19 protein-coding genes are annotated in these 18,143 nt (G+C 57.3%); 10 read left to right on the plus strand and 9 right to left on the minus strand.

Annotated elements, in window-relative coordinates:
• The first annotated feature begins 128 nt into the window (after positions 1 to 128).
• From OQ287_RS12055 to OQ287_RS12065, 3 genes are all read left to right on the plus strand, one after another.
• Entirely contained in the window at positions 129 to 1,136 is a 1,008-nt protein-coding gene (locus OQ287_RS12055) for an aldo/keto reductase (protein ID WP_322974127.1), read from the plus strand.
• 70 nt (positions 1,137 to 1,206) lie between these two features.
• The gene (locus OQ287_RS12060) at positions 1,207 to 1,770 is read left to right on the plus strand and encodes a type 1 glutamine amidotransferase domain-containing protein (protein WP_265896593.1); all 564 of its coding nucleotides are present in this window, start codon (positions 1,207 to 1,209) and stop codon (positions 1,768 to 1,770) included.
• A gap of 36 nt (positions 1,771 to 1,806) precedes the next feature.
• A complete protein-coding gene (locus OQ287_RS12065) occupies positions 1,807 to 2,367 on the plus strand; it encodes a type 1 glutamine amidotransferase domain-containing protein (protein ID WP_250938912.1) in 561 nt (186 codons plus the stop codon).
• A 65-nt stretch (positions 2,368 to 2,432) separates the two neighbouring features.
• On the opposite strand, the gene OQ287_RS12070 is transcribed toward OQ287_RS12065, so the two are convergent.
• From OQ287_RS12070 to OQ287_RS12080, 3 genes are all read right to left on the minus strand, one after another.
• Positions 2,433 to 3,893: a sodium:solute symporter family protein gene (locus OQ287_RS12070; protein ID WP_265896595.1), complete on the minus strand. Its 1,461-nt coding sequence runs from the start codon at positions 3,891 to 3,893 to the stop codon at positions 2,433 to 2,435.
• Positions 3,883 to 4,116: a hypothetical protein gene (locus tag OQ287_RS12075; protein ID WP_265896596.1), complete on the minus strand. Its 234-nt coding sequence runs from the start codon at positions 4,114 to 4,116 to the stop codon at positions 3,883 to 3,885. Before OQ287_RS12075 ends, OQ287_RS12070 begins: the two co-directional genes overlap by 11 nt.
• Before the next feature lie 164 nt (positions 4,117 to 4,280).
• Entirely contained in the window at positions 4,281 to 5,378 is a 1,098-nt protein-coding gene (locus OQ287_RS12080; RefSeq protein ID WP_265896598.1) for an NADH:flavin oxidoreductase/NADH oxidase, read from the minus strand.
• A gap of 180 nt (positions 5,379 to 5,558) precedes the next feature.
• On the opposite strand from OQ287_RS12080, the gene OQ287_RS15290 reads away from it, so the two are divergent.
• Together OQ287_RS15290 and OQ287_RS12095 are read left to right on the plus strand one after the other, a co-directional pair.
• The gene (locus OQ287_RS15290; protein ID WP_322974128.1) at positions 5,559 to 7,526 is read left to right on the plus strand and encodes a methyl-accepting chemotaxis protein; all 1,968 of its coding nucleotides are present in this window, start codon (positions 5,559 to 5,561) and stop codon (positions 7,524 to 7,526) included.
• Between the two features lie 90 nt (positions 7,527 to 7,616).
• Positions 7,617 to 8,048 carry a host attachment protein gene (locus tag OQ287_RS12095; RefSeq protein ID WP_265896600.1) on the plus strand — a complete coding sequence of 144 codons (432 nt, stop codon included), beginning with the start codon at positions 7,617 to 7,619 and terminating at the stop codon, positions 8,046 to 8,048.
• Between the two features lie 69 nt (positions 8,049 to 8,117).
• Here OQ287_RS12095 and rpmG read toward each other — a convergent pair whose 3' ends face one another.
• The 4 genes from rpmG to OQ287_RS12115 form a co-directional block, all read right to left on the minus strand.
• On the minus strand, positions 8,118 to 8,273 hold the full coding sequence (gene rpmG, locus OQ287_RS12100) for a 50S ribosomal protein L33 (protein WP_250938906.1): 156 nt from the start codon (positions 8,271 to 8,273) through the stop codon (positions 8,118 to 8,120).
• A gap of 30 nt (positions 8,274 to 8,303) precedes the next feature.
• Complete coding sequence (gene rpmB / locus OQ287_RS12105; protein WP_250938905.1) at positions 8,304 to 8,540, minus strand: 50S ribosomal protein L28; 237 nt, start codon at positions 8,538 to 8,540, stop codon at positions 8,304 to 8,306.
• A gap of 168 nt (positions 8,541 to 8,708) precedes the next feature.
• Positions 8,709 to 9,383 carry a RadC family protein gene (gene radC / locus OQ287_RS12110; protein WP_265896602.1) on the minus strand — a complete coding sequence of 225 codons (675 nt, stop codon included), beginning with the start codon at positions 9,381 to 9,383 and terminating at the stop codon, positions 8,709 to 8,711.
• Positions 9,384 to 9,467: 84 nt separating this feature from the next.
• Positions 9,468 to 10,319 (minus strand): 5'-nucleotidase, lipoprotein e(P4) family, encoded by an 852-nt coding sequence (locus tag OQ287_RS12115; RefSeq protein ID WP_265896604.1) that lies wholly within the window; start codon positions 10,317 to 10,319, stop codon positions 9,468 to 9,470.
• Positions 10,320 to 10,444: 125 nt separating this feature from the next.
• Between OQ287_RS12115 and coaBC the strand changes: the two genes are divergently transcribed.
• The 5 genes from coaBC to slmA all read left to right on the plus strand — a co-directional run bounded on the left by coaBC (position 10,445) and on the right by slmA (position 15,303).
• Positions 10,445 to 11,683 carry a bifunctional phosphopantothenoylcysteine decarboxylase/phosphopantothenate--cysteine ligase CoaBC gene (gene coaBC, locus OQ287_RS12120; protein WP_265896605.1) on the plus strand — a complete coding sequence of 413 codons (1,239 nt, stop codon included), beginning with the start codon at positions 10,445 to 10,447 and terminating at the stop codon, positions 11,681 to 11,683.
• A gap of 11 nt (positions 11,684 to 11,694) precedes the next feature.
• Entirely contained in the window at positions 11,695 to 12,153 is a 459-nt protein-coding gene (dut, locus tag OQ287_RS12125) for a dUTP diphosphatase (RefSeq protein ID WP_250938901.1), read from the plus strand.
• Positions 12,154 to 12,187: 34 nt separating this feature from the next.
• Positions 12,188 to 13,570, plus strand: a complete 1,383-nt coding sequence (locus OQ287_RS12130; protein ID WP_265896606.1) for a phosphomannomutase/phosphoglucomutase — start codon at positions 12,188 to 12,190, stop codon at positions 13,568 to 13,570.
• A 151-nt stretch (positions 13,571 to 13,721) separates the two neighbouring features.
• Complete coding sequence (argB, locus tag OQ287_RS12135) at positions 13,722 to 14,621, plus strand: acetylglutamate kinase (protein ID WP_265896607.1); 900 nt, start codon at positions 13,722 to 13,724, stop codon at positions 14,619 to 14,621.
• Positions 14,622 to 14,685: 64 nt separating this feature from the next.
• On the plus strand, positions 14,686 to 15,303 hold the full coding sequence (gene slmA, locus OQ287_RS12140; RefSeq protein WP_265896609.1) for a nucleoid occlusion factor SlmA: 618 nt from the start codon (positions 14,686 to 14,688) through the stop codon (positions 15,301 to 15,303).
• Here slmA and OQ287_RS12145 read toward each other — a convergent pair.
• Positions 15,300 to 17,033, minus strand: a complete 1,734-nt coding sequence (locus OQ287_RS12145; protein ID WP_250938896.1) for a putative bifunctional diguanylate cyclase/phosphodiesterase — start codon at positions 17,031 to 17,033, stop codon at positions 15,300 to 15,302. The genes slmA and OQ287_RS12145 overlap by 4 nt on opposite strands.
• Positions 17,034 to 17,253: 220 nt before the next feature.
• Complete coding sequence (rpoH, locus tag OQ287_RS12150) at positions 17,254 to 18,123, minus strand: RNA polymerase sigma factor RpoH (protein ID WP_250938894.1); 870 nt, start codon at positions 18,121 to 18,123, stop codon at positions 17,254 to 17,256.
• Positions 18,124 to 18,143 lie beyond the last annotated feature (20 nt).

Genomic DNA, 18,143 nt, shown 5'->3' on the forward strand with positions numbered 1-18,143 from the left:
TGTTCATGGGCAGTGTATCAGTAACCTGCGCGCCCCCTTGAAGGGGGCGCGCCATATCCCCACCCACTACTGCAAAGGCCAGGCAGAACAGCCACAAGTCTTCTAAAGTAATAAGGATGCTATCGATCATGGAGGACACGATGGAAACAATTACCCTGCCAAACAGTGAACTGAGTGGCAGCCGAATTGCGCTGGGCACCTGGGCAATTGGCGGCTGGATGTGGGGCGGTACCGATGAGAAGCAATCCATCGACACCGTTCGCAGTGCCGTCGAGCGCGGCATTACCACCATTGATACAGCGGCCGTTTACGGGTTTGGCGAATCAGAGCGCCTGGTCGGCAAGGCGCTGAAACAGCACGGTCTGCGTGATCAGGTATTACTTGCGACCAAGTGCGGCCTCAACTGGCGCGATGATGAATCCGTGTTTCGCGATGCCGGCAGAGCGCGGATCGAACAGGAGGTCAATGACAGCCTGTCTCGCCTGCAAACCGACTACATCGACCTGTATCAGCTGCACTGGCCGGACCCCACCCGCGATATTGAGGAAGCAGCCGACACGCTGAAATCACTCAAGCAGGCAGGAAAGATCCGCGCTGTCGGGGTCAGTAATTTCAATGTAGAGCAGATGAATGCCTTCAATGAAATCTGCCCGCTCAGCACTATTCAGCCGCCTTACAACCTGTTCGAGCGCGACATCGAACAGGACATCCTTCCGGCAGCGCATCAGGCCGGTATCGGTACACTGACCTACGGCGCCCTGTGCCGCGGACTGTTGTCCGGCAAGATGAAGGCCGACACCACCTTTGACAGTGATGACCTTCGCAGCAACGATCCGAAATTCCAGAAGGGACGCTTCGAGCAGTACCTTTCTGCTGTCAGCCGTCTGGATGACTATGCCCGCGAGCGCTATGACAAAACAGTGCTGGAACTCTCGCTGCGCTGGCTTCTTGACCAGGAAGGTGTATCCATCGCCCTGTGGGGCGCTCGCCGCCCTGACCAGCTTGATCCGGCCAGCAAGGTAATGGGCTGGTCGCTGGATCAGCAGGCCAAACGCGATATTGATGCCATTCTGAATGAATGCATCACGGACCCGGTCGGCCCCGAGTTCATGGCGCCCCCGACGCGCAACGAATAACTGACCACCAGGCGCGGAAGGACTCCGCGCCGTTTATCCACGATAAAGACATGACACAAGGAGTTGTCTCATGACCCAATCACTCAACGGTATTCGCGTTGCCATCCTTGCAAGCGATGGTTTTGAAGAATCCGAACTGGCCGTACCAAAGGCTGAAATGGATGCCGCAGGCATCGATGTGCACGTTGTCGCGCCGAAAGGTGGCAACATTCGAGCATGGGCCGAAACCTGCTGGGGTGATGAATACCCGGTCGACAAAACGCTGGACGACGTCAGCGAGCATGATTATGCCGCCCTGATGCTGCCCGGCGGTGTCATCAATCCGGATACGCTTCGCCAGAATGACAAGGCCCTGGCATTCGTACGCGCCTTCTTCAAGGCCGGCAAGCCGGTCGGCGCCATCTGCCATGCCTCCTGGATACTGATCAATGCAGACGTGGTGGAAGGCCGTCGCATGACATCGATCCCCTCCGTGGCCCAGGACCTGATCAATGCCGGCGCGGAATGGGAAGACAGTGAAGTCGTATGCGACAACGGGCTGGTGACCAGCCGCAAGCCGGCAGATCTGGATGCGTTCTGCAGCAAGCTCATCGAGGAAATCGATGAAGGCCGCCACACGGATCAACACGCATAATTCCCCTCATCACGGACGATACAAGGGAGTCACTACATGACTGATCTTAAAAATACGACTATTGCCATTCTTGCCACTGACGGGTTCGAGGAAGCCGAACTGACGTCACCCAAAAAGGCACTGGAAGCACAGGGCATGACTGTTCACGTCGTCGCGCCAGCGTCCGGCAGCATTACTGCCTGGGCCGAGACGGACTGGGGAACAGACTACATGGTCGACAAGACGCTTGATGATGTCAGTGCAGCTGATTACGACGCGCTGATGCTGCCGGGCGGGCTCTTCAATCCCGATACCCTGCGTACCAACGATGATGCACTGAACTTCGTTCGTGACTTCTTCAAGGCGGGCAAGCCGGTAGGTGCCATCTGTCATGCCCCATGGATCCTGATCAATGCAGGCGTGGTGGAAGGCCGCCGCATGACCTCTGTCGCCTCCGTCTCCCGCGACCTGATCAATGCAGGCGCGCACTGGGAAGATGCTGAAGTCATCTGTGACAGCGCGCTGGTAACCAGCCGAACCCCGGACGACCTCTACGCGTTCAACAACAAGTTGATTGAAGAGATCAAGGAAGGCAAGCATCGTCAGCAGCATGCCTGATAATGCCTTTCGCATCTGAACAACGGGCGCCATTGGCGCCCGTTTCTGTATTCCTGCCCGGCCTGCTACATGCGCCGCACTACCGCAAAGAATCTCTCTACTACTGCCGTTTCCGTCGGCCTCGTCACTCGGGAGACCCCGACAAATACCGGCAGATTCAGTAAAAGCCCCCAGAAGCCCGCATGAATATCGAAAGGGTTACGCCATACCAGAGTAAACAGGACCGTGACGGCAAAGCCCGCCAGAATCCCAGCCATCACCCCGGCCCGCGTAGCCCGAGGCCATAGAAAGATACCGATGAAGGCAGGCAGCACCTGCGCGGCAAATCCCAGTCCCACCAGCAGTATCATGATCAGATTGGACGGCTCGGTAATTGCCACCGGAGCCACAATCCCCGCCATGATAGGCAGCAGTAGCCAGCGTGCCAGTCTGGTGGTTGCCCGATCCCCCAAACCGACCAGCGGCTGCGCAATATCCTTCGCCCAGCTCAGCGCCGTTGAATGTATAAACGGTTCACAGGACGACATCGCGGCGGCCAGCGTGCCGGCGCCCAGCAGGCCGGTCAATACCGGTGGCATCGATGTCAGTGCCAGTTGAAGCGCAACGGTATCGGCTCGCGCCAGACCCGGAAGTGACCAGACGCCAATGAACCCCACCACCACCATCGGCAGGATAATCACATAGTAACTCGGCAGCCAGGTCGCGCTGCGCCGGAGGGTTCGTGCCTTTCGGGCACTCATCCACTGAGTCCAGACCGGCGGCATGAATGACAGCATCGAGACGATGATCGAGGTTGTCCAGAACGAAAAACTCATGGTGCCATCTGCGCCGGGCAGGGTCAGCCAGGCAGGACGCTCGGTCTGAAAACGCTCGAAAACCGCGCCGAACCCCCACTGACCGGTGAACTGATGTACCGCCCATAACCCCGTGCACCAGGCAACAACCAGCATCAGTGCCCCCTGAAAGGCGTTGGTCAACCCGATGGCACGCTGACCACTGATAAACAGGTAAACCCCCATGACCGCCAGCACCAGCCAGACGCCCATCCAGACCGGCAGCGCACCATGACTCATGACATTAAGAATATATGCCGCACCGATGGTCTGAAGAACCGCATACGCCAGCGTACCAATGGACATGACCAGCGCTGACAGTGCACCCAGCGCCGGACTTTGATATCGATCCCGAATGGCGCTGGCCTGGGTGACATGGCCAAACTCAATACCCAGCCGCCAGACCTTCGGTCCGAAGTACCAGGCCACCATGGCCAGATACGACAGATAGATCACGACATAAAAGACCGGTACGCCCTTGCTGTAGGCCCAGCCAGGTGCGCCCATGAAGGTATAAGCGCTGATACTGCCGGCACCGATCAGAAGATAAAGCATGACCGGTCCCATGCTTCGTCCGGCGACCCCCCACTGCTCCAGCCGGGTCATGGCATGGCCACGGCGTGCCAGAAGCCCCAGGGTCATGGCCACCAGCAGATAACCGATCGTGATCAGGAAGGCGGTATCAGTCATCATCATCCCCAACCAGCCAACGATTTCCGGCTACCATGACAAGCGTAGAAAGTGCCACGACCAGATAAGCCCACGCCCCGACAGCCGGCAATCCCAGGACGATAATCGGTCGATTCACCCACCCCATCACCGGCCAGAGCCCCAGGCCGATCACTCCGATAAACAACGCCAGAAACCACCACCCACGCCGCGTGAGCGGTCGCACCCCCTCAGGTAACTCCCTCATCCGCCTTTCCCTTCTCCTGTCTGGATGTACTGGCCCGATACCCATGCCCGGCGCCTCATGATGCGGCGTCATTGTGAGCAAGCCGAAAGCGACCTGCCACCCCGAACACAAAAAAACCCACCGGCTGACCGGTGGGCCATTCATAAGGGGCGCATGTGGCCATTTTACTGGCTGAAAAGGCCCTTCAGCGCATGTGGTTCACTGCGCTCATACTGAGGGGGCACCCTGACCTGGGCCTTGAGCGCGGCCGCCGCGTGCCAGGGCCAGCGGGGATTGAACAACATGGCACGTGCCAGCCCGACCATATCGGCCTGCCCGGTACCAATGATTGCCTCGGCCTGCTCCGGCTCGGTAATCAGTCCCACAGCGATCACCGGCATATCGACGGACGACTTGATCCGACTGGCCATCGGTACCTGGTAATTGGGACCAGCCGTAATCTGCTGATGCTCGGACAACCCGCCACTGGAAACATGAATAAAGTGACAACCGCGGGCCTCAAGGGCCTTAGCCAGTGCAATGGTCTGATCAGTATCCCAGCCGCCTTCTACCCAGTCCTCGGCGGACACACGCACCCCCAGCGCCATCTGCGCCGGAATGGCTTCCTTCACTGCATCGAACACCTCAAGCACCAACCGCAGCCGATTTTCGAGTGTACCGCCATAGCCATCCTCGCGATGGTTCGACAAGGGCGATAAAAACTCGTGCAGCAGATAGCCATGAGCAGCGTGCAGCTCGATCACATCGATCCCCAGAGACGCGGCACGTTGTGCGGCGGCCACAAAATCTGCCTTCAGGGTCTTGATATCATCCTCGTTCAGGGCGGTCGGTACTGGATCGCCCTCGGCAAAGGGAAGCGCGGAAGGAGCCCATGTCTGCCAGCCCCCTGTCTGATCAGGAGCAATGGATGAACCACCCTTCCAGGGAACATTGCAGGAGGCCTTGCGGCCGGCATGCCCCAGCTGAATGGACAGAGGCAGATTCGAATAATGGCGAATCGCATCGACAACGGGCTTCAAGGCATCACGATGCGCGTCCGACCACAACCCCAGATCACCTTCGGTAATGCGACCTTCCGGTGATACGGCTGTCGCCTCGATGGTCAACATGCCAGCGCCGGACATGGCCAGATGACCCAGGTGCATCATGTGCCATGACGTAGCAAGGCCATTATCGGCTGAATACTGGCACATGGGTGCCACCACGATGCGATTGGACAACGTTACGTCACCCAGCGTGATGGGCGTAAACAGATGACTCATCAGACAATCCTTTTGTAAGCATGCTAACAATATAGCCACGAGATTAGTCCGAAGGTCCTGTTTTTCAACCCATCCCACCGAATATTTCAAACACGACGTCAAGGGGCATCACTACAACGCCGATATATCGGGCATATACCATGCGGCGCATAACGCGCCCGGCGTATCAGGGAGATACTCATGCTGAAGTACCTGTTCAACAAGACCACCAGGGGCGCACTTAAAAAGGAAGTGACTGTCATCCGGACGCCCCTGCACGCCCTGGAAAAGCAGGCCCGTAGACTCAAGGGAGCGCGAGTGATATTCGGCTTTGTGTCCGCAGGTATCGAACTTGAGCCGGTACGCCGAATACTGCGTGAAGCAGCGCCCGAAGCAGGACTCATGCTGAGCATGACCGCCGGTGAGCTGCACAGTGACGGACGTGAATCGATATATATTACACCGGGCAAGGATACGATTGTGCTGCAAGGATGGCATACCGACCTTGTCGATCAGGTTCATGTTGCTCGTGTACCACTGCACTGCGAAGACATAAAAAACGGCCACCCCACCATGGACGCCGATCAGCGTGTCAACCGAATCCGCCAGGAACTCGAGCGCATCAAGCTCCCCTTTGCGCTGAATCACCACGACACTGTGGCCATTCCACTGGTAGACGGGCTGTCCAACAGCGAAAGCTTCCTGATGCGCGCCGTCTACGACAGTGGTCGCTTTCCGGTGATGTTTGTCGGTGGCTCATCCGGCGGCCCGCTCGATTTCACGACAACCTGCCTGGCCGATCGGGATGGCGTATTTGATAACCATGCCCTGATTGCATTTGTCCGGCTCAAAAAGCCGTATCGCTACTCGGTTTTCAAAAGCCAGAACTTCGAGGCAACCCGCACCCAGTTTACCGTAGGAGAAAGCCAGCCCGAGCTTAGAACCCTCACCAACGTGATCGATCCGTCGACAGGCCGGCTGGTCGATTTCATCAGCGCCCTGTGCGCCCACTTTCGGTGTGATGAATCCGGACTGGAAGAACACCTTAAACGCTACACCTTTGCCATTCGAATTCAGGGGGAGCTGTTCATTCGCTCCATCCTGAAATTCGATTACACCGCCAGACATGCGCAGTTCGCCTGTGATGTCGCCTGTGGAGACGAGCTGGTACTGGTCAAGCCTACCGACTTCTGTGCACAGACCGCCGAGGATTTTGCGCATCATCACCAGGGCAAGGGCCGGCTGGTCGGTGGCATTCTCAATGACTGCATTCTGCGCAGGCTGAATAACGAAAACGCCCTGGCACACATGGACACCTTTTCCCGTTACCCGGTCAGCGGCTTCTCGACCTTTGGGGAGCTGCTGGGCGTCAATATCAACCAGACCCTGTCTGCACTGCTGATTTACGACCCTGCCCCCGGATTCAGGGACGAGTACACCGATAATTTTGTGACGCACTACGCCAACTTCCAGAATTACTTCAGGGAGACCGAGCTAAAGCGACTTCACATGATGAACGACATGAAATCGACCCTGGTTGCCAGCCTGACCGACTATAGAAACTTTGCCGAACAGGTCACCAATGATTTCCCGGAATTTCAGGCCTCCATTGTCGGATTTACCGACATGCTGGACAGCATTACCCGGCGCGTCGAAGGCTTTACCCACGATATGAGCCTGAACAGTGCAGCGTCAGCCGATGTAGGTGAGCGAATAAAGGAACTCAATCACAATGCCGCGCAGGCCCGGGAACTACTGGCCACCATCGGCGGTATAGCACAGCAGACCAACCTGCTGGCGCTTAATGCGGCGGTAGAAGCTGCACGCGCCGGTGAACACGGCCGAGGCTTTGCCGTTGTCGCCCAGGAAGTTCGCTCACTGGCCAACAAGACGCAGGAAAGTCTGGTTCAGATCACGGAAGTGATCAACGCCGTTCAGGGCTCGGTCGATACGGTCAGTCGACAACTCGAGCAGATGGGCAGCATGGTGTCGGAAGTATCACAACAGGGTGACAGCATGCAGCAGGAGATTCTCCATTCACGCGCTGAAGCCGACCAATCCCGGGGCAACATGGAGCAGATGCTGTCGCGCACCTCCAGTATTCACGAACGCATGGCTCAGGATGCGGATTACATGGAAGACATCGAACGACTCAGCAATGCGCATTGATTGCGTCATGAAGGTTGCCCTATCCCGCACGCTCAACCAGGCTGATTCAGGTAATGGCAGTATCCTGATGACCGGTTAAGGAGAACCGACATGACGACCATGATTGTTGTTGCCGATGCGGCCCGCGCACGCATTTTTACCGAAGATAACGGCGCAATGAAGGAACATGAAGCGCTGGTGCATCCCGAAAGTCGTGAGCATACGGGCGATTTGAGAACCGGTGGCAAGGGCGCGTCAGGCAAGGGCCCTCATCAGCACCAGACAGGTAACGAGGATGCCACATCCGACAAGCATGAAGCGTTTTTTGCATCTGATGTGGCCGAGTATTTGAAGCAGGCGCATGATCAGGGCAAGATCGAGAAACTGATCATTGCTGCAGCGCCCTCATTTCTGGGCACGTTACGTCAGAAGATGGGTAAATCCCTGCAGCAGTGCATTGACCAGACCGTGGACAAGGAATTGTCCCGAGAGAGCGCTGAAGAGATTCGTGACCGGTTCGCACCCAATGCCAAACTGGGGTGAACACAATGTTCAGAATGCAAAAAGGCCCGCAAAAGCGGGCCTTTTTTCGAAGCGGATCAGGTAATTTAATTACTTGATCTTGGCTTCGCGATAAGTGACGTGCTTGCGGACAACCGGGTCGTACTTCTTGAATTCCAACTTGTCAGGCGTATTACGCTTGTTCTTGTTGGTAGTATAGAAGTGACCGGTTCCTGCAGAGGACACCAGCTTGATCTTGTCACGCATATCAGCGTACTCCGAAAAAAATCGTTTTAATTAGACGCGTTCGCCGCGGCTGCGCATTTCTGTCAGCACGGTGTCGATGCCTTTCTTGTCAATGATACGCATGCCCTTGGAGGAAACACGCATTTTGACAAAACGCTTTTCGGATTCAACCCAGAAACGATGGCTGTGCAGATTGGGCACAAACCGACGACGGGTTTTGCGCTGGGAGTGTGAAACATTGTTACCGGTCACCGGACGCTTACCGGTAACCTGACATACCTGGGACATGGAAGCCTCCAAAACCGTAAGCCATGAGCTTGTTAGGTACAAGGGATATAGTGTCGGGCAAACCGGGAAGTGGCAGGCGTCGGCCTTATGCCCTGTACTCAAAGGGCGTACTTTATACCAGACACCCCACCTGACAGCAAGCCGACACTGCCTTTTTGGCTAAAAAACCTATAGCCAGCCGCGTTCGGAAAAGGATACCACTTCTCCCTCACCGATGACGAAATGATCGAGTACGCGAATATCAAGAAGTGCCAGCGCATCACTCAGGTGACGAGTGACATCCCTGTCCGCCTGACTGGGCTCGGCCACACCGGAGGGATGGTTATGCGCGAAGATAACCGCACCTGCATGAAGGGCCAGTGCCCGTTTGGCTACCTCCCGAGGGTATACGCTGGCACTGGACAGGGAACCGGTAAACAGTTTTTCAAACCGCAGTACCCGGTGCTGTGTATCCAGAAAAAGGGCAGCAAACACTTCATGCCCCAGGTCGCGAAGATGTGCGGACAAAAACCGTTTGACCAGCATGGGAGAGGTCAGCGCATCTCCGCGTACCAGAAGGGTTTCAAGGTGGCGCCTTGATAGCTCCAGAGCAGCCTGCAGCTGAACATACTTGGCGATGCCCAGCCCGTGAGCCTGACAAAAGCGCGCCTGATCAGCACCCAGCAGAGGGCGAAGACCGCCGAACTCGTTCAACAGATCCCGCGCAAGGTCAACGGCCGAACGCCCCTTGACCCCGACGCGCAGGAAGATGGCCAACAACTCGGCATCACTGAGCGCCTCGGGGCCAAGGCCGATCAGTTTTTCACGAGGCCGTTCTCCCTCCGGCCAGTGACAGATTCCCATGTACATTCATCCATCGGCAAGACAACAGTATCTGCATGAGCTTATCGGCAGCCGAGGTAGAACATTCATGCCGACCCGGACACGTCAGGGGGTGCCGGAAGGCTGCCAGGCCTTGAGCCCTGCCTTGCGGTGGGCCGACTTCTCATCGGGAGGCAAACTCCAGTCTCCGTCGTACAATGCCGCCTCCCAGGCCCCGTATACCGGATTGGGAAGCAGAATGAACCGTCGACCAAAACGAGCCTGGTCATCAAATACGGCCTCATTGCGTACCGATGCCAGGTCACTGCCATAAATGGACTTAAAGTCAGCCAGATTATCGCCCATCATCAGCGCCACCTGATGACTCGAGGTCACCAGATCCCGACGCGCCTGTTTGTCGGAACTACCGGACTTGAGCAGCAGGTGAGAGCGTGTCAGCTGCGGGAATCCCAGGGCGGCCAGATTCGCCTGGGTATCGGTCCATGCATCCTCATCACGATTGGTGATGTAATACACATCAACACCCTGCCGATCCGCGTACTGCAAAAACGAGACAGCGCCCGGCAATGCCGTCGCCTGACGCGCTTTCATCCACTGGTGCCAGCGCTCACTACCATAGGCTTCATCCTTGCCCACCAGCCAGGCCTCGAAGGCCATGTTATCAACGAGGGTCTCATCAACATCGACGACGACCGCCAGGGGCTTGTCGTGACGCGACTGACCAGCCAGTGCGTCATCAAGCCTGTCGCGGGCAATATTAAAGGCCTGATAGCTCAGTGCCTTGTATTCCGCGGCGTGCTGCACCCACGCCGTGGCCATGACCAGTTGCTCATTCAGATCCGATAGGCTGTACTCGGATGGCGCCGGCTGCTGTTCTGACGGTGCCGAGGCACACCCGGCCAGCACCAACCCCGCGACCAGCGTACCCACCATCGGTGACAGGACACGTTGCTTCATGAAAGATCCCTTCCTGTTATGTAATCCCTTTCCAGCATAGCGAGCCTCCCCGGTCGCGCCACCATGACGTACAACAAGCGCTGGTGCTAAGGTAGCGAAGGATTATTCAATGAGCAGGACATGTCATGACATCTCTTATCGGCCGCCGCATCCTTCTGGGCGTCAGTGGCGGCATCGCGGCGTACAAAAGTGCCGTACTGGCAAGGCTGTTGAAGAAGCAGGGAGCCGAGGTCCGTGTCGTGATGACCGACGGTGCCCAGGCCTTCGTCACTCCCCTGACCTTTCAGGCACTGACCGGAAACGCGGTACGCACCACCCTGCTTGACCCGGAAGCCGAGGCCGGCATGGGACATATTGAACTGGCTCGCTGGGCCGACAGTATTCTGATCGCCCCGGCCTCCGCCGATCTGATGGCTCGGCTGGCAAATGGCATGGCCGATGACCTGTTGACCACCCTTTGCCTGGCCAGCCAGGCCACGCTCTACATGGCCCCGGCCATGAACCAGGCCATGTGGGCACATCCCGCCACAACGCGTAACACCGAGCGCCTTCGAGAGTACGGCTGGCACCTTTTAGGGCCGGACAGCGGCGAACAGGCCTGCGGTGATACCGGCAGTGGCCGGATGCTGGAGCCTGAAGCCATTGTCACGGCATTGCTTGATGCAGCCGAGCCCCCCCTCGCCGATCTGGCGGGACTGCGGATCGTACTGACCGCCGGCCCTACGCGAGAGGCCGTTGATCCGGTCCGCTACCTGAGCAACCACAGCAGTGGCAAGATGGGATTTTCGCTCGCGCTGGCAGCCAGGCGCCGGGGCGCCGATGTCACGCTGATTACGGGGCCGGTAGCACTTCCCACACCGGAAGGAGTACACCGACAGGATGTCGAAAGCGCTGTCGACATGCTGCATGCCGCAGAACAGTGCATCGACCATGCGGATATCTTCATTGGTTGCGCCGCAGTAGCCGATTTCCGGCTTGAACACCCAGAAGAACACAAGCTCAAAAAGCGGCCTGATGAAGACACACTGACCCTGACGCTTGTCAAGAATCCGGATATCATTGCCACGCTGGCCCATCGGGCCAATGCACCGTTCATGGTCGGCTTTGCCGCCGAAACCCGCAACGTGACCCACTACGCCGAAGACAAGCTGATACGCAAGCGTCTTGACCTTGTCGTGGCCAATGATGTGTCACGTGAAGGACTCGGGTTCGGCAGCGACGACAATGCGGTCACGCTTCACTGGCAGGAAAGCGGCCGACACTGCCACCAGGCCTTGCCGACCGCCGACAAACTGACGCTGGCTCATGGTATTCTGGACCATCTTCTGGTGAGGTTTCACGCTACTCACCCCGCTTCACTCTGACAGGACCCCGTATGGATCACCCGCAGCTCAAGGTAAAGATTCTCGACGACCGCGTCCGCCGGTTCGACCTCCCGCATTATGCCACTGAAGGCAGCGCCGGCATGGACCTTCGTGCCCTGCTTGATGCACCGCTGACACTGTCACCGGGCGAATGTGAGCTGGTTCGCACCGGACTGGCCGTGCACATCGATGATGCACGCTATGCCGGCATGATCCTGCCTCGCTCGGGACTGGGCCACAAAAAAGGCATTGTCCTGGGAAATCTGGTGGGCCTGATCGACTCTGATTATCAGGGTGAACTGATGATCTCGGTGTGGAATCGTGGGCAGCAGGAAGTCACGCTTGATGTCGGTGAACGTATTGCACAGTACGTGCTGGTGCCGGTCATGCAGGCCGAACTGACCCTCGTTGACGATTTTGAAGAAAGTATTCGCGGCGCCGGAGGCTTTGGCCATTCCGGCCGCCACTGACCCGCCCGACAAGAGACATTGCAAGGATGACGCCGTGAGCCAGATCCCCCAATCCATTTTCCGCGCCTACGATATTCGAGGCGTGATTGACCAGGACCTTACTGTTGCCGGCGCCCGTCTGATCGGGCAGGCCATCGGCAGCGAGGTGGTGGCTCAGGGCGAATCCCGCATTGTGGTCGCACGGGATGGGCGTCTGTCCGGCCCGGACATGCTCCTGGCCCTGACAGAAGGCCTGCTGTCGACAGGAGTCGATGTCATCGATCTTGGCCGGGTTCCCACGCCGGTCCTTTATTTCGCGGTTCATACGCTGGAGGGCGTTCACTCCGGGGTAGCCGTTACCGGTAGCCACAACCCGTCAAACTACAATGGCTTCAAGATCATGATCGGGGGTCACACCCTGTCCGGCGAGGCTATCCAGGGGCTTTATCAGCGCATCAGTGACGGTCGCTTCAGCACCGGCGAGGGCCATTGCGAGTCTCACGACATTCGAGACACGTACCTGGAACGCATTCGTCAGGACATTCACCTCAAGCGACCACTCAAGGCCGTAGTCGACTGCGGCAATGGCGTGGGGGGTGAACTCGGCCCCCGTCTGATTGCCTCCCTGGGCGTGGATACCGTCCCGCTCTTTGACGATATCGACGGGCACTTCCCGAATCATCACCCGGATCCAGGCAAGGTCGAAAACCTTCAGGATCTGATTGCCATGGTTCAGGAAACCGGGGCCGATATCGGCCTCGCATTCGATGGTGATGCCGACCGGGTCGGTGTCGTTACGCCCAGGGGCGAGGTGATCTATCCAGACCGCTTCCTGATGGCTCTGGCAGAAGACCTGTTGACCCGCAAACCGGGTGCCCGGGTCGTCTTCGACATCAAGTGCACAGGCCATCTGGCAGACATGATTGCCCGCCTGGGCGGTGAACCGGACATGTGGTTTACCGGCCATTCTCTCATCAAGGCCCGCATGAACGAGGTCGGGGCGGATCTGGGAGGAGAAATGAGTGGCCACATCTTTTTCAAGGAACGCTGGTACGGCTTTGATGACGGCATTTACGCTGCCGCACGGCTTCTTGAGATACTGGCCGGCCAGTCAGAGGATGCCGATACCTTTTTCAGCCGCTATCCACAGGACCTCGGCACGGCCGAGCTCAATGTTGAAGTCACCGATGCAACCAAGTTTGACCTGGCCCGACGCATCGCACTGGAAGGTGACTTCGGCAATGATGGCACTCGCACGACGCTTGATGGCCTGAGGGTCGACTATCCGGATGGCTGGGGACTGTGCCGAGCGTCCAATACGACACCCATGCTGGTCTTCAGGTTTGAAGGCGCCTCTCAGGCCGCCCTGGACAGAATTCAGGACTGCTTTCGAACGGCGCTGCTCAAGGTGGCCCCCGACGCCACACCAGGCTTTTAACGCGTTACGCCGCACCTTGCCGGACGCGACGATCACTACAGGCAACCAGCCCTCTCGCCTGACGAGAGTTATATCGCCTCGTTATGATGAAAGGTCGTCTCCGGCAGCCGCTTTGATGGTTTAACCCACCCCGCGCCAATCAGGACACATGATGAGCACACCAGAACGCGACCCGAGAGAGGTCGTTAGAATCCTTTCCGAGGCCCTGCCCTACATTCAGCGCTTTTCCGGCAAGACCGTGGTCGTTAAATATGGCGGCAACGCCATGACCGACGATACCCTGATCGATTCCTTTGCCCGCGATATCGTTCTGCTGAAGGAAGTCGGCCTGAACCCGATCGTGGTCCACGGCGGCGGCCCGCAAATCGGACAACTGCTTGAGCGACTTCAGATTGAATCCCGGTTCGAGGAAGGCATGCGGGTAACCGATGCCCAGACCATGGACGTGGTGGAAATGGTACTGGGTGGTCTGGTCAACAAGAGCATCGTGAACCAGATCAACCAGGCAGGTGGCAAGGCCATCGGCCTGACCGGCAAGGACAATGCCCAGATCAAGGCCCGACAGCTGAAGGTGCAGCGTTACAGCCCCGAGATGGCTGCGCCGGAAATCATCGATATCGGGCATGTCGGCGAAGTGGAGCATATCTCCACCGACCTCATCGACATGCTGTCTCAGGCCGACTATATCCCGGTCATTGCTCCCATCGGAGTCGATGATAACGGCGCTTCCTACAACATCAATGCCGATCTGGTTGCAGGCAAGGTTGCCGAGGCCCTGAATGCCGAGAAGCTGATGCTGTTGACCAACGTCGCGGGCCTGATGAATGCCAAAGGCGAGGTCATGACCGGCCTGACAACGCAGGACGTTGACAGCCTGATCGAGGATGGCGTGATTTATGGCGGCATGCTGCCCAAGATCCGCTGTGCACTGGATGCCGTCAAGAATGGGGTAACCAGCGCCGTTATAGTGGATGGTCGGGTAGCTCACGCCATATTACTGGAAATCTTCACCAATTCAGGCGTTGGCACCCTGATTACCGACAAAACCTGAGACTGGTGTTCGGCAGACTGCCTGCCGAACACCCCTCCATTTTACGCCAGGGAATGTACGCGCTATGGCTCCGACAAAAAAAGGCGCCGCCCGCCGGGAACAGATACTCCAGGCGCTGGCAGGCATGCTTGAGGGCGACAGTAACCAACGGATAACGACCGCCGAGCTGGCCCGGGAAGTGGGGTTTTCGGAGGCTGCGCTTTATCGCCATTTTCCCAGCAAGGCAAAGATGTTCGATGCCCTGCTCGACTATATCGATGAAGTACTGTTTGAGCGCATCAACCTTATCGCCCGTGAGGCAGAGGATATAACGCAGCGCTGCCACCATATCCTGACGCTGGTGCTGAACTTCGCTGAAAAAAATCGCGGGATGTGCCGCTTGTTGACAGGAGAGGTACTGACCGGCGAGCTGGCGCGTTTGCGCCCGCGAGTGCAACAGATCTTCGAGCGCATGGAAACCCAGTTGAAACACCTGCTGAGAACCGCCCGGGCAACAGATGACATCGCATTACCGATGACCGCCAGTGCCAGTGCCCACCTGATGATGGTCACGGTGGAAGGCCGAATCAGTCGTTACTCCCGCAGCCAGTTCAGACACCGCCCCTGTGAACACTGGGATGAGCAGTGGGATGTGCTTGCACAGGCACTTTTCCACGCACCACGAGCCCACATGGCGCTTTAGCGCTGTTGTGCAATGGCTTGTCGGCAGGCCATGAATTCGTCTGCCGGCATGGCGACACCAAACAGATACCCCTGAAGCGTGCGGCACTGGTGGTCTCGCAGATAATGCCATTGCCGCCTGCTTTCAACGCCCTCGACAATCACATCAAGATCCAGAGCAAGCGCCATGCTGATAATGGCCGTGATGACTCCACGTTCCTGCAATCGGTCCGGCACACCATCCACAAATCGCTTGTCAATTTTCAGACGATCCAGTGGCAGGGAAGCAAGATAGGCCAGCGACGAGTACCCCGTCCCGAAATCGTCCAGCGCAATGGCAATGCCCCGCTCGCGCAGTGTCTGAAGAATGGTATGGCTCAGCGCCAGGTCATGCATCAGCTGTGTTTCAGTAACCTCCAGCTCAAGTCGCGAGGGTGCCAGATCATGCCTGTCGAGCAGACGCTCAACCTCTTCGATCAGGGCCGGGGTCAACTGCAGGGCCGACACATTGACCGACACACGCGGCATATAAAACCCGACGCGATCCCAGTCCACCAGTTGCTGACACACGCACTCAAGACTCCAGCGCCCCAGAGCATTGATCAACCCCATTTCCTCGGCAAGAGGAATGAACGAATCCGGTGGTACATTTCCAAGCTCCGGATGGCGCCAGCGCATCAGTGATTCGGCGCCCACCATTTGCCCTGAGCAGGCATCGACCTGAACCTGGTAATATACTTCCATTTCATTACGAGCCAGTGCATCCCGCAACGCCTGCTCCATGGGCAGGCGACAGGTCTCCATATGGGAAAGGTCCGCCTCGAACTCGCCACTAATCTGGTTATTGGCGCGCGCATACTGAAGCGCCAGCCTGGCCTGACGAATGAGCACATCAGCGCTGCACGAACTGGCCTGGGCCAGACCAATACTGATATCAATGGCCAGAAACTGGCCGGCAATCTGATAGGCAGGTTTCAGGACGGTCAAAAGACGAGCCATTGTTTCATGCTGGCGATCGGCATCCGGAACGAATACGGCAAACTCATCTGCCCCCATGCGAGCCATTACAGAAGACTCACTGACGCACTGGCTGAGCCGTTGAGCCACCTGATGGAGCAGTTCATCACCGGCCTGGTGCCCCAGCTCATTGTTGATCGACGAATACCGGACAATATCAAGATAAAAAAGCGCGCCCTCGCCTCGCTCAGCAAACTGCTCAAGGTGGTTGATAAAGGGTAAACGCTGCCATAGCCCTGTCACGGCATCATGATCCACGACATAGGCCAGATGCTGTTGAACACGCTGGTGAGAGGTCATGTCCAGCAACAGGCCTTCACGAAACAGCCGCCCGCGCTCATTGATGACAACGCCGCGATCTAGCACCCAGGTCTGAGGGTGATGGCGACCGATACCGGGCTTGAGTCGATACAGAACTTCATGACGCTGCCCTTCAGACACTGCATGCGCCAGCTCACCTCGCCAGCGACAAAGGTCATCCGGATGAATCAATACATCAAAGGGGGTCTGATCGGCCAGCAGCTCATCCAGCTGGCCGTCAATCAATTCACGCGCACCGTGGCTCATGAAAAGCAGGGTATTGGAAGAGGCATCCGTGCGGTATACGCCGCCAGGCAGATTATCAATGATGGCTGCAGAGAGTGTTTCCCGCTGACTATCGGCATGAAGCGCAGATCGACGAGGTATCGCAGAGCACAGGCTGCCCATGTGATGGCACAATCTGGACCATCTCATTGCCACATACTGAAATGGCGATGATTTGCTTACCTTGCGCTGCGTCGATTTCACCAGAAGTCATGCCTCTACCAATCAGGAAATACATAGTATTGCCCTTGATTACATAACATACTTGGCTGAACGGCTTATCGCTGACTTTTGAACAAAAAATTACATTGAATACGTAAAAAGCCCGGCACGCGCAACAGGCGGGCCGGGCTCGTGAAGCGTTTGGCGATCAGGCTGCTTCGGCGTCTTCTGCCATGAAAGCCTTGAGCTTTTTCATGGCATTCTTTTCAAGCTGACGTATTCGTTCGGCAGATACCTCATAGGTTTCGGCCAGCTCATGCAGGGTAGCCTTTTGCTCCGCCAGCCAACGCTGCTGAAGGATATCCCGCGAACGCTCGTCCAGACGTGCCAGTGCCGACGCAAGCCGACGAGAGGAGTCCTCTTCCCAGTCGGTACTTTCCAGCATGGATGCCGGATTGGTCGCCGTATCTTCAAGATAATTGGCCGGCGCATGCCAGGTCTGCTCTTCATCATCGCTGGGTGATGCATCAAAGCCTGCATCATGTGCTGAAAGACGGTTTTCCATCTCACGCACTACACCCGGTTTGACGTTCAGATCCTCGGCAATGGCATCCACTTCATCATTGTTCAGCCAGGCCAAACGTTTCTTGGCGCTGCGAAGATTGAAAAACAGCTTCCGCTGCGCCTTGGTAGTGGCCACCTTGACGATGCGCCAGTTACGCAGGACAAACTCATGAATCTCTGCCTTGATCCAGTGCACCGCAAACGATACCAGACGCACACCCTGTGCCGGATCGAATCGCTTGACGGCCTTCATCAGGCCGACATTACCTTCCTGAATCAGGTCGGCCTGAGGCAGGCCATACCCGGAATAACTCCGTGCGATGTACACGACAAAGCGCAGATGTGACATGACCAGCTGGCGCGCAGCGCCAAGATCACCTTCATCATGCAGGCGCACTGCCAGAGAATGCTCTTCTTCTGCCGATAATACCGGAATGCCATTGACGATCTGTATATACCCGTTCAGGTCATTGCCCGGCGACAGATTCCCGATAGGCTGAAGACTATTACTCATATGCACTGGGTCTCCCCGTT

Source organism: Larsenimonas rhizosphaerae, assembly GCF_026240105.1.
In the GTDB taxonomy this organism is placed as follows: Bacteria; Pseudomonadota; Gammaproteobacteria; order Pseudomonadales; family Halomonadaceae; genus Larsenimonas; species Larsenimonas rhizosphaerae.

Excerpts from the sequence above, each read along its gene's own strand:
- OQ287_RS12055 (WP_322974127.1), top strand. The coding sequence starts at position 129 with ATGGAGGACACGATGGAAACAATTACCCTGCCAAACAGTGAACTGAGT.
- OQ287_RS12060 (WP_265896593.1), top strand. The coding sequence starts at position 1,207 with ATGACCCAATCACTCAACGGTATTCGCGTTGCCATCCTTGCAAGCGAT.
- OQ287_RS12065 (WP_250938912.1), top strand. The coding sequence starts at position 1,807 with ATGACTGATCTTAAAAATACGACTATTGCCATTCTTGCCACTGACGGG.
- OQ287_RS12070 (WP_265896595.1), bottom strand. The coding sequence starts at position 3,893 with ATGATGACTGATACCGCCTTCCTGATCACGATCGGTTATCTGCTGGTG.
- OQ287_RS12075 (WP_265896596.1), bottom strand. The coding sequence starts at position 4,116 with ATGAGGGAGTTACCTGAGGGGGTGCGACCGCTCACGCGGCGTGGGTGG.
- OQ287_RS12080 (WP_265896598.1), bottom strand. The coding sequence starts at position 5,378 with ATGAGTCATCTGTTTACGCCCATCACGCTGGGTGACGTAACGTTGTCC.
- OQ287_RS15290 (WP_322974128.1), top strand. The coding sequence starts at position 5,559 with ATGCTGAAGTACCTGTTCAACAAGACCACCAGGGGCGCACTTAAAAAG.
- OQ287_RS12095 (WP_265896600.1), top strand. The coding sequence starts at position 7,617 with ATGACGACCATGATTGTTGTTGCCGATGCGGCCCGCGCACGCATTTTT.
- rpmG (WP_250938906.1), bottom strand. The coding sequence starts at position 8,273 with ATGCGTGACAAGATCAAGCTGGTGTCCTCTGCAGGAACCGGTCACTTC.
- rpmB (WP_250938905.1), bottom strand. The coding sequence starts at position 8,540 with ATGTCCCAGGTATGTCAGGTTACCGGTAAGCGTCCGGTGACCGGTAAC.
- radC (WP_265896602.1), bottom strand. The coding sequence starts at position 9,383 with ATGGGAATCTGTCACTGGCCGGAGGGAGAACGGCCTCGTGAAAAACTG.
- OQ287_RS12115 (WP_265896604.1), bottom strand. The coding sequence starts at position 10,319 with ATGAAGCAACGTGTCCTGTCACCGATGGTGGGTACGCTGGTCGCGGGG.
- coaBC (WP_265896605.1), top strand. The coding sequence starts at position 10,445 with ATGACATCTCTTATCGGCCGCCGCATCCTTCTGGGCGTCAGTGGCGGC.
- dut (WP_250938901.1), top strand. The coding sequence starts at position 11,695 with ATGGATCACCCGCAGCTCAAGGTAAAGATTCTCGACGACCGCGTCCGC.
- argB (WP_265896607.1), top strand. The coding sequence starts at position 13,722 with ATGAGCACACCAGAACGCGACCCGAGAGAGGTCGTTAGAATCCTTTCC.
- slmA (WP_265896609.1), top strand. The coding sequence starts at position 14,686 with ATGGCTCCGACAAAAAAAGGCGCCGCCCGCCGGGAACAGATACTCCAG.
- OQ287_RS12145 (WP_250938896.1), bottom strand. The coding sequence starts at position 17,033 with ATGAGATGGTCCAGATTGTGCCATCACATGGGCAGCCTGTGCTCTGCG.
- rpoH (WP_250938894.1), bottom strand. The coding sequence starts at position 18,123 with ATGAGTAATAGTCTTCAGCCTATCGGGAATCTGTCGCCGGGCAATGAC.